We start from the raw sequence: 14,008 nt of genomic DNA, 5'->3' as shown, positions 1-14,008 counted from the left end.
AGGGGGCTTTTGAAGGATCGGCAGGGGAATTGCAAGAGCCGAAATGGCAAAAAATGCGCCTTCCCCCGCATTCTTTTTCAGGCCTCCAGATGCAGGTAGACGCGGCGGTTCTGCTTGCCCTTTTTTTCCACCTTGCCGAGGCGGATTCTGCCGATTTCAGCGGTGCGCCTGACGTGGGTGCCGCCGCAGGGCTGCAGGTCGATCTGCTCATCCGCGGTGCCGATCCGCACCAGCCGCACCTGCCCTGCCCCGCGCGGCGGCGAAACCGACATGGTTTTGACCAGCTGCGGATTGGCGTCCAGTTCGGCGTCTGTGATCCAGTCCTCTGTCACCTCCAGATCGCGGTCAATGAGCGCCTGCAGCCGGTCCTGCAGCGCCTGTTTGTCCTCCGGCGCTTCGGGCATGTTGAAATCGAGCCGCCCCTTGCCATCGCTGATGGAGCCGCCGGTGACCTCCAGCGGGATCACCACCGACAGCAGATGCAGCGCGGTGTGCACCCGCATATGGCCATAACGGCGGTCCCAATTAAGGACCTGGGTCACCGTGGCACCCACTGGCGGCAGGGCCGAGCCCTCCTCCGGCACCAGCACGACGGCGCCATCCTCACCCTTGACGGTGGTGGCGATGCTGCATTGCCCCTCCGCCCACAGCAGCTTGCCGCTGTCGTCGGGCTGGCCGCCGCCGGTGGCGTAAAACAAAGTGCGGTCCAGGATGATCCCGCCCTGCTTTGTGTGCGCCAGAACCTCGGCTTCGGTCATCCGGGCGTAAGCGTCCTTGCGGTACAGCAGCTCACTTGTCGGCATCTGCCTCTCCTTCGGCATCGTTGTCGGGATCGTGCTGCAGATCGTCCAGATCCGGCTTTGGCGGAGCGGTCGCGGGGGCGGCAGCCGGTGCTTCAGCAGAGCTTGCAGCTTTGGCCTGGGCCAGCGCTTCCGGATTGCGGATCCAGATGTCGCGCTGCATGAAGGGGATCTCGATCCCTTCTTCCTCAAACCGCTTGGCAATTTCATAGTTCAAGTCGGATTTCACCGACAGGACCCAGTTCACGTCGCGCAGGATGGCGCGGATCTCGAAGTCAAGGGAATCGGCGCCGAAGCCCTGGAACACCACTGTGGGCGCAGGATTGAGCAGCACCATCGGATGGGCCTTGGCGATCTCGTTCAGGACCGCCTCCACCTTGCGCGGGTCGGTGCCATAGGCGACGCCCACCGGCACGATTACCCGGCCCACGGTGTTGCCGCGGGTGTAGTTGGTGACGGTGCCCGAAATCAGGTCCGAGTTCGGCACGATCACATCGGTGCGGTCAAACGTTTCGATCCGGGTGGAGCGCACCGAGATGTCGCGGACGTATCCCATCAGCCCGCCGACTTCGATCCAGTCGCCCTTGGAGACCGGACGCTCGATCAGCAGGATGATGCCGGAGACGAAGTTGGACACGATGGTCTGCAGGCCGAAGCCGATACCGACCGACAGCGCACCGGCAACGATGGCCAGCGAGGACAGATCGAGCCCCGCCATGGAGATGGCCACCACCGCCGCCAGGAAGATACCGACATAGCCAAGCCCGGAGGTGATCGCGTTCTGGCCGCCCGGGTCGATCTTGGTCTTGGGCAGCAGCGAGTTGCGCAGGGACCCCTGCACCAGCCGCGTCAGGGCGTAGCCGATGGCGAAAACAATGGCGAACGTCAGAAAGGCGGTGGGCGAAATCCGGGTGCCGCCGATCTGGAAGCCTTCGAGGAACCGCGACCACAGCTCTGTCAGGTCGGCCACCCGCGCGCCCCAGATCAGCGCCAGAAGCGGCAGCGCGAGGGTGACCAGCAGGAAACCGATCAGCACCGCAAACAGCGAATCCCGCGCCTCGGAACCCTTGCCGGACAGCCAGCCGTAGACATCGCCCAGGAAGCGCTGCAGCACCAAAAGGGCCGCCAGCAGCGCCAAGGTGGAAGCCGCCGGGTAGATCAGCGCCTCTGCCGCGTTGACATAGCCGAAGGCGGCCAGCACCGGCGACACGAACCCCAGGAGGTAGGTGGCGCGGCGCACCAGCGTCATGACCCGGTTGGCACCGGCGGCAATCGCGCCGTCCTCGTCGGTGTCATCCTCGCTTTGCTGCTGGCGGCGCTTTGCGCCGATCCTGTGCAAGCGCAGCAGCACCAGCGCCGCACCCATGATCAGCGGGAAACTGGCGACCGCATGGGCCTCTGCCGGGATGTTGTCGATGTTTTCCATCAGGCTAAGCGCATCCTGCAGAACCAGGATCACCGCCAGGATATCGACCATCAGCCGGGTTTCGTTCAGGCGCCCGTCCTGCACCGGCACCAGGTCGTTATCGATCCGGCCGGAAAACAGCTGGTTGCCCAGCCAGTGGAAGGACAGGATCAGCAGAGCCCAGCCGGGGATATGGTCCAGCAGAACCGCGCCGCGGAACCCGAGGATGCCGGACAGGTCAATGGCTGCCGTCAGGAGGAGGATGCCCACAAAAGGCAGGATCACCTCCAGCAGCGAAACCACAAACCCCCAGACACCGCGGCCGCTGCTGCCGAACTGGCGCAGGTAATCGCCCGCCGCATGGGCCCAGGGCCGGCCGCGCAGCAGCAGCAGCGCGGAAATCACCAGCAGCAGAAGCAAGGCAGGCAGGCTGTTCTGGATCCGCTCTGCGGTGGTGGCGCTGCCGATGCGGGTGGCCGTTTCATTCAGAAGCGATCCGGCAGACCGCGACAAGGTGCGCCACGCGCCCGGCCAGTTTTCCGGATTGAGCGGCGACGGGCCGCGCTCCAGCAATTTCCGGGTGCGGCGTTCGCGGATGATCTTGTCGATTTCGGTGATCAGGCCATTGGCGCGGCTGAAGGCCTCTTCGGCCACGATGCGCGGGACCTTCAGGTCCTTAAGCTGCTGCTCCAGCGAGCTGCGCAGCTGGGCGATGTCCTCGGGTTCGCTCTCGCCCTCGGCGGGCGGCTCGCCCAAGGCGGCAAGCTGGCCTTCCAGCGTCTTAATGCGGTCGCCGTTATCGGTGCGCGCGTCGAGGAAATTCTGACGGTATCCGGCCAGCTCCGTGCGCAGGGTTTCCAGCGCGGCGCTGGAGGCCCGCCTGGCGTCAATCACCTCCTCCGCGCGGTTGGCGGTCTTGAGCCAGTCCTGATAAACGGCCCGGGATTCAGCATTCAGCTGCGCCAGGGCAGGCACAGCGAGGCCGGCCACAAGGGCCAGCCCCAGCAAAACAGTCCGCAAAGCGGTTATGATAGGTGTCATACGTCCTCAAATACGCCGGGAATCGACGCGGGCGTATGGGTCATCCATTCCGGCACCGGCAGGTCTTTCTCCCGCAGGAAATCCGGATTGAACAGCTTGGACTGGTAGCGGGTGCCATAGTCGCACAGAACGGTGACGATGGTTTTGCCCGGGCCCATGTCCTTGGCCATGCGCACAGCGCCTGCAATGTTGATGCCGGAGGAGCCGCCCAGCACCAGGCCTTCCTCATGCAGCAGGTCAAAGACATACGGCAGTGCCTCGCTGTCCGGCACCTGATAGCTGTAATCAGGGGTGAAGCCTTCCAGGTTCCTGGTGATCCGGCCCTGGCCGATGCCCTCGGTGATTGAGCTGCCCTCAGCGGCCAGCTCGCCAGTGGTGTAATAGGAATACAGCGCCGCGCCCATCGGATCGGCCAGGCCGACCTTCACGCCCTTCGGCTGAAGCGCCTCGGCCACGCCCGCCAGTGTTCCGCCGGAGCCCACGGCGCAGACAAAGCCGTCGACCTTGCCGCCGGTCTGTTCCCAGATCTCCGGGCCGGTGGTTTCCACATGGGCCTGGCGGTTGGCAACATTGTCGAACTGGTTGGCCCAGATCGCGCCGTTCGGCTCTGTCTGGGCCAGTTTTTCCGCCAGGCGCTGGGAATAGCGCACATAGTTGTTGGGGTTTTTGTAAGGCGCAGCAGGCACCTGGACCAGCTGGGCACCCGCCAGGCGCAGCATGTCCTTCTTTTCTTCGGACTGGGTTTCCGGGATCACGATCACCGTCTTGAACCCCATCGACGCACCGACCAGCGCCAGGCCGATGCCGGTGTTGCCGGCAGTGCCTTCGACAATGGTGCCGCCGGGCTTGAGCTCGCCGCGGGCCACTGCATCTTTGATAATGTAGAGCGCGGCGCGGTCCTTGACCGACTGGCCCGGGTTCATGAATTCGGCCTTGCCCAGGATCTCGCAGCCGGTCTCTTCGCTGACGCGGTTCAGGCGGATAAGAGGTGTGTGGCCGATGGCATCAGCCAGATCACGTGCAATGCGCATGGTATCCCTTTCGATCTGTTCCCCAAGATGTAACCAAGCGCCCCGGCGTTCACAAGGCGCGAAGCGGCTCAGCTGGACGCGATCCGCAGCCGGCTGCGGTGGCGTGCCAGCCACAGCGCCGCAGTGACCAGCGGCATGTCCTGATAGATCTGGCCGTCCACCCCCAGCATCAGCTCATCATAGCTGAGGATCTTGCTGCGGATATCCTCGCCTTCACCTGCGACCCCGCCGCCGCCGCCGCCATTAAGGTCAGAAAGGTCCGATATGCCAATGAAAACATGTATCAATTCCGCCAGCGCGCCGCTTGAGGGATAGACCTGCGCCACAGGCTCAAGCCGTTGCACCGTGACGCCTGCTTCTTCCTGCGCCTCGCGGATGGCGGTCTCCTCGGGTGTTTCGCCCGGGTCGATCACACCCGCCACCGGCTCCCACATCCAGGGGCTGGCTTCGCCCATCATAAAGGGGGGTGCGCGGAATTGCTCCACCAGCAGAACCTGGTCGCGGACCGGGTCATAGGGCAGCACCACCGCCGCATGGCCCGCCATCGAAGCACAGCGGTGCATCACCGGGCTCATGCTGCCGTCATAGCGGCGGAACTGCAGCTCCATCTCTTCCATCGCAAAGAAGTTCAGATAGGCGCGGGTGTGGCTGTGGACGATCACGTCCTTGGACAGGTCATGTTCCGGATCGCCCGGGCGGGCCTGCGCGGCCAGCCAGGCAGCCGCGCGGCGGCGCACCGAGGGGAAGCAGCGGGCCACCTCCTCGGCGGTCATGCGGCCGTGATAGGCCATCACTTCCTCGGCGGCGCGCATCGACAGCGCGCCCCATTCCTGCACCCAGGCCGCCAGGTCCCAGGGCCCTGCCGTCTGCCACAGGCCGGGTTCGGGGAAATAAACCTCCGCCGCGGCGGTGCTGCCGTCCTCCAGCTGCACGTTGACCGGTTTCAGCGTATAGCCAAAGCCGCCTTCGTAGAAGTTGAGCGCATCCAGGTCGTCGGGCGAAAGGTTTTGCACCAGAACGCCCTCGGCAGTCGCATCCGCCCGTTCCTCGATCGCCGGAAACGGCTGCCCCGCGACCTGGTAGACCCCATGACCCAGTAGTTGCGCTGCCTGGGCATTGAGCGCCGTACCGCTGCGGCCCAGCACCAGTTCGAGCAGAGGGAGATGGCGCAGCGTGCCAAAGAAAAAGAGATTAGCCACGGTTGGTAACCTGTTGTTAAGAAAGCCCTATCAGCGCCAGCGGCGGGAGGCGTTTTCGGCCGCAAGCCCGGCCAGGACCCCGCCCACAGCCAACGGCACCAGCACAGATGGCACAGCGATAACAAAGAAATAGTCCAGCGCAATGACAAAGATCGCCGACAGCGCCTCAAACGGGCCGTCATAGCGGTGGCGCATGGCGAGGCGGAACATCTCCCAGGCGCCCTGGATGAACAGCGCCCACAGCACCATCACGGCCATGCCGGTGATGCCGTTGTTGATGGCAGGCACCAGGCCGCGGCCGACCCGCTTGCCCATGAAGATCCAGCCGCAGAGCAGCCCCAGCGCCACATTCACATGCACGAAATAGCCGAAATCGGTGCCCTCTGGCATCAGCGGCATGACAAGGAAGGATACGAAAAACGCCACCAGGCCCAGGCAGATTGCGGCGGTCAGTCGGGCTCCGGTGGGCATGTTTGGTCAGATCCGTGCGGCAGTTCACTCAGCGATGCGCAACTGTAATCTGCGTTACGTCGCAATTTCCAGTCTTAAAGGCTGCCGCGCAGGAGGTGAGGTAAAAGTTCCACATCTTGTGGAAGCGCTCGTCAAAGCCCATGCTGGAAATCTGGTCCCAGCGGGCATTGAATGTGTCATGCCAGCGCCGCAGGGTCTGGTTGTAGCTGTCGCCGAATTCGATTGAGCACACGACGCCAAGGCCCGCCTTCTCCACCTGGTCGCGCAGTACTTTCGGGGACGGCAGCATACCGCCCGGGAAGATGTGCTTCTGGATGAAGTCGACGCCCTTGCGGTACACCTCCCAGCGCCGGTCTGCGACGGTGATGATCTGCAAGGTGGCCTGGCCGCCGGGCTTCAGCCGGTCGCGGATGGTGCTGAAATAGGCGGGCCAGTATTTCTCGCCCACCGCCTCGAACATTTCGATAGAGGCGATACCGTCGAACTGGCCGCGGCAGTCGCGGTAGTCCTGCAACCGCAGCTCCACCCGGTCCGAAAGCCCTGCCTTTTCAAGCCTTTCGCGGGCAAACCTTAACTGTTCCTTACTGATTGTCAGGCCGGTGACCCGCAGCCCGCGCTGACCAGCGGCGTATTCGGCAAAGCCGCCCCAGCCGCAGCCGATCTCCAGCACGTGGTCGCCGGGCTTGACCCCCATCTGGTCCACCATCGAGGCGTATTTGGCGGTCTGCGCCTTTTCCAGGCTGTCCTGGCCGCTTTGGAACAGGGCGCTGGAATAGGTCATCGTGTCGTCCAGCCACAGACCGTAGAAATCATTGCCCAGATCGTAGTGGTAGGAGATATTCTTTTTCGCCTGGCGGCGGTGGTTGCGGTGGAGCCAGAAGCGGAACCGTTCATAAGCGCGTGCCAGGCCCCGGCCCGGGAAGCCGTCATAAACGGTGTTGGCGCCCATATGCACCAGATCCATAAAAGCCTGCAGGTCCGAGGTGCTCCACCAGCCTTCCAGGTAAGCGTCGGAAAAGCCCAGATCGCCTTCGCGGATCAGCCGGGCAAAGCAGTCCGGGTTATGGATGTGCAGATCGGCCACCGGGCCAGGGTTGCGCCCCTTGGCCGAGAATACGCGCCCGTCCGGCAGGTGGATATCCAGCTGCCCGACCTCCATTGCCTTGATCCTTGCAAACACCGGCGCAAAGTAGCGCGGCAGGTTTTCTTGGCCCTCAGCGGACGTGAGCTTCATACGCTTCCCCCTGTACAAAATACGGAAGTGCTACAGGGAAAAGCTAGGCCGCAGAGGGCTTTCTGGCAAGAAAACTGTGCGTTAGCGGTTTTCACGGGCCTCTTGATAAGCCGTGAGCGCGCGGTCCCGGCCTGCCTGCAGGCTGACAACCGGCTCCGCTGGCGGCATGCCAGCAGCCAGACCCCACGACAGCGGCGCAGCGTCGAAGAAGTCCAGCGCGGTCTGCGGCGGCTTGTCCTGGCCTTCGGCGATCCAGCGGCCGGTGTAGGCGCCTTCGGGGTCGAATTTGTCCAGCTGGCCGCTGGGATTGAAGACGCGGAAGAAAGGGGCTGCGTCAGGGCCGGAGCCCGCCACCCATTGCCAGCCCAGGGCGTTGGAGGCCGGGTCCCAGTCCACAAGCGTTTCCGCAAACCAGTCCATGCCGATTTTCCAATGCGTCATCAAATGTTTGGTCAGGAAACTTGCGACGATCATCCGGGCCCGATTGTGCATCTTGCCAGTCACATACAGCTCCCGCATGGCGGCATCGACAAAGCCGTAACCGGTCTGCCCGCGCTGCCAGGCCTGCACCTGCGGGGTGATCTTTTCGGACCATGGGAACTCCTGCCACTCCTCGCGCCAGCTTTTGGTCAGAATGCGGGGCGAGTTGTACATCAGGTGGTAGGCGAACTCGCGCCAGACAATTTCCTTCAGGAAGTGTTCTGCGCCCTTGCCGCCGCGCTCCATCGCTGCGCTGCCCTGGTGCCACATCCGGTGCGGGCTGATCTCGCCCCAGGCAAGGTTTTCCGAGAGGCCTGAGGTCGCGTCCTCAGCCGGATAGTCACGGCGGGCCTTGTAGTCCTCAACGCTGTCTTCCAGAAACGCCTCCAGCCGTGCCTGCGCTGAGGCTTCGCCCACCCGGCAATAGCGGGCCACCACATCCGCCCCGCGGCGCATGGCGGCCCCCATATGCCAATCCGCCAGAACCTCGCTGGCAGGCCAGCTGTCCGGTGCGGCCAGGTTCCCAGGGGCGGGCAGCAGGCTGTCAACATCGCGGCTCCGCACTGCCTTCCAGAACGGGGTGTAGACCTTGTACATGCCGCCGGCCTTGGTCTCCACCGTCCAGGGTTCGAACAGAAGCCGGCCGCCGTGGGACTTCACCTCGACGCCCTGCTCCTTCAGCTGCTGCTTGATTTCGCTGTCGCGTGTGATGGCCTGGGGATCGTAGAGGCGGGACCAGTGCACGGCCCCTGCCCCGGTTTCTGCGATCAGGTCCTGCAACACCTCCAGCGCCTTGCCCCGGCGCAGGATCAGACGGGAGCCTGCCTTGGCCAGTTGCTGCCCGAAATGTTCCAGCCCCAGGCCAAGGCGGAATTTGGGGGCGGCGCCCAGCGCCTCGTCCTGCTCGTCCAGGATATAGACCGTCAGAACCGGGGCGCCGCTGTTCACGGCAGCCGTCAGCGCCGGGTTGTCGCAGAGGCGGAGATCCCGCCTGATCCACCAAATCACCGGGGCACGGCTGCTCATGTCGTTTTCCTTGTCCTGTTCGCGTTACAGCACCCTGTCACACAACCCGGTCAAGGGCCTCGATCAGCTTCGCGACCTCTGCCTCGGACGTGTAGTGGGTAAAGCTGATACGCAGCACGCCCTCGGCCGGATCAATGCCCATCGCCTCCAGCGCGCGGACGGCATAGAAATCGCCGCCCCCGGCCATGATGCCAAATTCTGCCAGCTGCGCCGCAACCGGTTCCGCGGCACGGTTCAGGGACAGGGCCACCGTCGGCGCGCGGTTTTCGGCCCGGGACGGCCCCAGGAGGCGCACGTCGTTGCGGTCGCTGACCGCGTCCAGCAGCGGCTGCAGCAGCTTGACCTCATGCGCGCGCATCAAATCGTGGACGAAGGCACCGGTCTCTGCCGCGGTGCCCGCGTGGCCATGATGGGCGGCCAGCGCCTCGAAGTAATCCGCCATGCCGGCCGAGGCTGCCACCTGGGCGTGGTCCGGACCTGCCGGGGTGAAGCGTTTGTAGAGGCTGTCAGCGTTGAAGTAATGCGCCTGGTTCGGGAGCAGTTCGCCCAGCGCCTTGCGGATCACCATGATGCCCTGATGCGGACCATAGGTCTTATAGGCGGAGAACAGGTAGATGTCGGCCCCCAGTTCATCCACATTGGGCAGCCCGTGCGGCGCGTAGGAAACGCCGTCGACGCAGACAAAAGCTCCCGCGGCGTGCGCCATCGCGGTGATCTCTGCCACCGGGTTGATTTCGCCCACCACGTTGGAGCAATGCGGGAAGCAGACGAGGCGCACCTTCTCGTCCAGCAGGGTTTCCAGCTGCGCCACGTCCAAATGACCGGTCTGCGGGTCGATCTGCCATTCGCGGACCTCAATCCCCTCCTCTGCCAGCCGCCGCCAGGGGCCGCTGTTGGCCTCGTGGTCCTGGTTGGTGACGATGATGGCCTCGCCCGGTTTCATGAACTTGCGGAAGGCCTGGGCCAGAACATAGGTGTTCTGGGTGGTCGAGGGGCCGAAGCTCAGCTCATCCGTGGCAACGCCCATAAGGGCCGCGAGGCGGGCGCGGGCCTCATCCATCTCTTCCCCGCCCAGGCGCGAGGCCTCATAGGCGGCATAGGGCTGAACCTTGCGCTGGGTGTAGAACCGGATCAGCCGGTCAATCACCTGCCGGCAGGTGTAAGAGCCGCCCGCGTTCTCAAAAAACGCTTGGCCCTGAAGGCTGGGTTCGGCAAAGGCCGGAAACTGGGCCCGGACGAATTCAATATCCAATGCAGTCATTGCAAATCTCTCCTCAATCGCTGCGGTCCGATGGGAAGGCCGGCACATGCCAGGGATCTCCCCGAACATGGCAGGTCTTCCAGCCGAGCCGCGCTCCCGCACAAGGATTGAGGGAATGCAGGCAGCCCTGCAAGGCGCAAAAGGCCGGGCAGGACGCAAGGGTCGTAGCGTAGCACCGGCGGTCCGGTCAAGCGGCAAGGCTGATGCCGGAAACTGTCATCAGGGCATGAGACCTTGCCCCCAGGCAAACATGGAGGATTTGACATGGCCTTTACTCCCAAGGATTTCCTGGTCTGGGGCGAGCTGCCCGTGAGCGATCTGGACGCGGCGGTAACGTTTTATTCCAAGGTCACCGGTGCGGAGCTGAGCATCGACACCAGCGGGCCCAACCCTATAGCGATGTTCAAGCCCGCTGATCAGGCGGCGGGGATCGCGTTGCATCTTTACCCCGGCAAACCCGCAGGCGACGGCCGCGGCCCGACACTGCACCTGACGGCAGAGGGCGCGCTGGAGGACGTGATGGAGCGGGTCGCGGACGCGGGCGGCAAGGTGGTGTCGGAAACCATCGCCATCCCGCCGGGGCGGTTCTTTTACGCGACCGACCCGGATGGCAATTCGCTGGGGTTCTTCAAATACAACGACTGACACTAAAAAACGCCCCGGCTCTGCAGCCGGGGCGTTCCTGTTTACTTTGCCAGAAGCCTCAGCGCGCTTCGGTCTGCAGCCCGCGGAAGATGGCCCAGCACATCAGCAGCAGAACCACGGTGAACGGCAGACCGGTGGAGATCACCATCGCCTGCAGCGCCGCCAGCCCGCCGCCCAGCAGCAGCACGATGGCAACGGCACCCTCGAAGATGCACCAGAACACCCGCTGCGGCACCGGCGCATCGACCTTGCCGCCTGCGGTGATGGTGTCGATCACCAGCGAGCCGGAGTCGGACGAGGTCACGAAGAACACGACCACCAGCACGATCCCCACAAAGGAGGTGATCCCAGCCAGCGGCAACTCGCCCAGCATCTTGAACAGCTTGAGTTCAAGCGATGCGTCCTGCGCCCCGGTGAACCCGTCAGCGACCACCTGGTGGATCGCGGTGCCGCCAAAGACGCTCATCCACAGCACGCAGACCAGGCTGGGGATCAGCAGCACGCAGATCACGAATTCCCGCACGCTGCGGCCGCGGCTGACGCGGGCGATGAACATGCCGACAAACGGCGACCAGCTGATCCACCACGCCCAATAGAAAGCGGTCCAGCCCTGGCTGAAGTTCACATCCTCGCGCCCGATCGGGTTCGACAGTGCCGGCAGATACTCGATATAGGCCATCAGGCTGGAGGCAAACCCGGTCAGGATCGCCATGGTCGGCCCCACCAGCAGCACAAAAACCAGCAGCAGGAACGCCAGCCCCATGTTGATCTCCGACAGCACCTTGACGCCGCCGTCCAGGCCGCGCAGCACCGAAATCAGGGCCACTGCGGTGATCGCGGATATCAGGATTACCTCGGTGGTTGCGCCCGTTGGCACGCCGAACAGCTCATTCAGGCCGGCATTTGCCTGGGTCGCGCCGAACCCCAGCGAGGTGGCAAGGCCGAACAGCGTGGCAAAGACCGCCAGGATGTCGATAATATGGCCTGTCCAGCCCCAGATACGCTCCCCGAAGATCGGGTAGAAGGCAGAGCGGATGGTGAGCGGCAGGCCCTTATTGTAGGTGAACAGCGCCAGCGCCAAAGCCACGATGGCGTAGATTGCCCAGGGGTGCAGCCCCCAATGGAAGATTGTCGCCGCCATACCCAGGCGCACCGCCGCGGCCTCATCCCCCGCAGCAGCCCCCAGCGGTGCCCAGTCGGTGCGGGCACCGCCGCCTTCCGGCACAGCAGTCCCGCCAAAGGCGGTGGAGAAATGGCTCATCGGTTCGCTGACGCCATAGAACATAAGGCCAATGCCCATGCCCGCGGCAAACAGCATCGCAAACCAGCCCATGTAGCTGTAGTCCGGCGTTGCCTCATTGCCGCCCAGGCGAACGCTGCCCCAGGGGGAAACGATCAAAAACAGGCAGAACAGGACAAACAAATCCGCGGCGCCAAAGAAGAACCAGTCAAAACTGCTGGTGACCGCGGGGCGCAGCCAGTTAAAAAATGTTGCCGCCTGCTCCGGCAGCGCCAGCGCGTAGAACACGAAGGCTACGATCACCAGGCCTGAGACCAGGAACACCGGGTTGTGAATGTCGACCCCGAACGGGCCGATCTGGGTTTCGATATTGTCTTGACCGATCTCGTATTCGGTATCGATGATATCCGCTTCGCCTTCAGGCGCGGGGATACCCTGATTTGTGGTTTCGTCAGCCATTGCGGCCTCCTTCCCTGTAAACTCCGGCCCATTATCCTTTGGCCTTGCAAACATTGGCCCCGCAAACTGGCGCTTGCGCGTTCAACGGGCCCCGCCGGTCAGTTCTCGCGCACGACCAGCACCGATACTGGCGCCTTTTCTGCGACCCGTCCGCCATGGGCGTGGAACAGGTAGTCGCTCACGCTCGGGACGTGGCTTGCCATCACGATAAGCTCTGCCCCGGTATCGCTGCAGGCCTTGATCAGCGTCTTATCAAGATCCACCGCCGGATCGTGGCTGATCACCGCATGGCCCGAAGCGGTAATGCTATGCTTGGCTGCCTGGCCGGACGCGAACTCATCGAGTTTTGCGGAGAACTCCTGCGGGTTATGCGCCACCTTGCTGGGCTGGGGTGAGGTCACCCCCACGAAAATCACTTCTGCTTTGTAAAGATGCGCGAGATCCGATGCCAATTGCAGCGCCCGTTCCAGGCGGTCGGCGTGGGTCAGATCGACGGGCACCATGATTTTGGAATACACGGTCTCCCTCCTCTTGCTTCAAATTCAATGCGTCTGCGGCACAGTCGCCAACAGCGCACCGGGCGGGGCGGTACCGGGGCCGCATAATCGCGGCGCTGCACCCACCCTAGGACCGCGGCAGGGCCGCGGTACGCATGAAAAACGCGCGGACATCGCCGCGCGTTCATCCGACAGATACGAATGTATTATAATGATTTAGGCGTTGACGTCCACCACGACGCGGCCCTTGACCTGGCCCTTGAGGATATCCGCCCCCAGTTGCGGCAGATCGCCCAGCGTGGCGGGATGGATCATCGCTTCCAGCTTGTCCATCGGCAGGTCCTTGGCGATCCGCTGCCAGGCGCGGACGCGGTTGTCATAGGGCTGCATGACGGAGTCGATGCCCAGCAGGTTCACACCGCGCAGCAGGAACGGAACAACGGTGGCCGGCAGCGCGGCGCCGCCCGCCAGACCAACAGCTGCGACTGAGGCGCCGTACTTCATCTGCCCCAGCACACGCGCCAGCATGGCGCCGCCAACGGCGTCCACGCAGCCCGCCCAGGTTTCGCTTTCCAGCGGCCGCTTGGTGGTTTCGTTGATGTCCTCGCGGGCCACGATCTGGGTGGCGCCGAGGGACTTCAGGTAGTCCGCGGTTTCCGGGCGGCCGGTGACACCAGCCACCTCATAGCCGAGATTGGCCAGGATTGCAGTGGCCACAGACCCGACGCCGCCTGCTGCGCCCGTCACCAGCACCGGCCCGTGGCCCGGCTCCAGCCCGTGGTCCTCCAGCGCCATCACCGCCAGCATCGCAGTAAAGCCCGCGGTGCCCACAGCCATTGCCTGGCGGCTGTCCAGCCCCTCTGGCAGCGGCACCAGCCAGTCGGCGCGCACGTTGGCCTTTTGGCTGTAGCCGCCCCAATGGGCCTCGCCCACACGCCAGCCGGTCAGCACCACCTTGTCGCCGGGCTTGTAACGGTCGTCTGAGGACGCCTCGACCGTGCCGGCAAAATCAATGCCCGGCACATGCGGATACTTGCGCACCAGACCGCCGCCCGGCCCGATGCAGAGCCCGTCTTTGTAGTTCACGGTGGAATATTCCACCGCTACGGTCACCTCGCCCTCGGGCAGCTGATCGAGGCTGATCTGCTCGACCGCGGCGGAGGTCTTGCCGCTCTCTTCGTCCTTGTTCACAACCAAAGCGTTGAACATCTGCCTTCTC

The 14,008-nt window shown here is 64.0% G+C and carries 12 protein-coding genes; 1 reads left to right on the top strand and 11 read right to left on the bottom strand.

What is annotated here, in order from left to right:
- Nucleotides 1-77 precede the first annotated feature (77 nt).
- From ACTRWG_RS13255 to ACTRWG_RS13220, 8 genes are all read right to left on the bottom strand, one after another.
- Nucleotides 78-803 (bottom strand): alanyl-tRNA editing protein, encoded by a 726-nt coding sequence (locus ACTRWG_RS13255; protein ID WP_462829423.1) that lies wholly within the window; start codon nt 801-803, stop codon nt 78-80.
- Nucleotides 790-3,246, bottom strand: a complete 2,457-nt coding sequence (locus tag ACTRWG_RS13250) for a DUF3772 domain-containing protein (protein WP_462829422.1) — start codon at nt 3,244-3,246, stop codon at nt 790-792. The genes ACTRWG_RS13255 and ACTRWG_RS13250 overlap by 14 nt, the downstream gene beginning before the upstream one ends.
- A complete protein-coding gene (locus tag ACTRWG_RS13245; protein WP_027237424.1) occupies nt 3,243-4,277 on the bottom strand; it encodes a cysteine synthase A in 1,035 nt (344 codons plus the stop codon). Before ACTRWG_RS13245 ends, ACTRWG_RS13250 begins: the two co-directional genes overlap by 4 nt.
- 68 nt (nt 4,278-4,345) lie before the next feature.
- Nucleotides 4,346-5,476, bottom strand: a complete 1,131-nt coding sequence (locus ACTRWG_RS13240) for an NUDIX domain-containing protein (RefSeq protein ID WP_462829420.1) — start codon at nt 5,474-5,476, stop codon at nt 4,346-4,348.
- A gap of 30 nt (nt 5,477-5,506) precedes the next feature.
- Nucleotides 5,507-5,947 (bottom strand): TrgA family protein, encoded by a 441-nt coding sequence (locus ACTRWG_RS13235; protein ID WP_027237422.1) that lies wholly within the window; start codon nt 5,945-5,947, stop codon nt 5,507-5,509.
- A 28-nt stretch (nt 5,948-5,975) separates the two neighbouring features.
- Nucleotides 5,976-7,181 (bottom strand): class I SAM-dependent methyltransferase, encoded by a 1,206-nt coding sequence (locus ACTRWG_RS13230; protein ID WP_462829419.1) that lies wholly within the window; start codon nt 7,179-7,181, stop codon nt 5,976-5,978.
- 81 nt (nt 7,182-7,262) lie between these two features.
- A complete protein-coding gene (locus ACTRWG_RS13225) occupies nt 7,263-8,687 on the bottom strand; it encodes a cryptochrome/photolyase family protein (RefSeq protein WP_462829418.1) in 1,425 nt (474 codons plus the stop codon).
- A 37-nt stretch (nt 8,688-8,724) separates the two neighbouring features.
- Nucleotides 8,725-9,948 carry an aminotransferase class V-fold PLP-dependent enzyme gene (locus ACTRWG_RS13220; RefSeq protein ID WP_462829416.1) on the bottom strand — a complete coding sequence of 408 codons (1,224 nt, stop codon included), beginning with the start codon at nt 9,946-9,948 and terminating at the stop codon, nt 8,725-8,727.
- 264 nt (nt 9,949-10,212) lie between these two features.
- On the opposite strand from ACTRWG_RS13220, the gene ACTRWG_RS13215 reads away from it, so the two are divergent.
- Nucleotides 10,213-10,593 (top strand): VOC family protein, encoded by a 381-nt coding sequence (locus tag ACTRWG_RS13215; RefSeq protein WP_260027554.1) that lies wholly within the window; start codon nt 10,213-10,215, stop codon nt 10,591-10,593.
- A gap of 58 nt (nt 10,594-10,651) precedes the next feature.
- On the opposite strand, the gene ACTRWG_RS13210 is transcribed toward ACTRWG_RS13215, so the two are convergent.
- The 3 genes from ACTRWG_RS13210 to acuI all read right to left on the bottom strand — a co-directional run bounded on the left by ACTRWG_RS13210 (nt 10,652) and on the right by acuI (nt 13,998).
- Complete coding sequence (locus ACTRWG_RS13210; RefSeq protein WP_027237417.1) at nt 10,652-12,292, bottom strand: BCCT family transporter; 1,641 nt, start codon at nt 12,290-12,292, stop codon at nt 10,652-10,654.
- Between the two features lie 98 nt (nt 12,293-12,390).
- Entirely contained in the window at nt 12,391-12,810 is a 420-nt protein-coding gene (locus ACTRWG_RS13205; protein ID WP_462829415.1) for a universal stress protein, read from the bottom strand.
- A gap of 195 nt (nt 12,811-13,005) precedes the next feature.
- Nucleotides 13,006-13,998, bottom strand: coding sequence for an acryloyl-CoA reductase (acuI, locus tag ACTRWG_RS13200; RefSeq protein ID WP_259966592.1), 993 nt, complete (start codon nt 13,996-13,998; stop codon nt 13,006-13,008).
- Between the last annotated feature and the right edge of the window lie 10 nt (nt 13,999-14,008).

It is taken from the genome of Leisingera sp. G5_S3_59_S7 (assembly GCF_054968485.1).
Note: the sequence above shows the minus strand (reverse complement) of the source record. Positions and strands in the feature narration are given on the sequence as shown.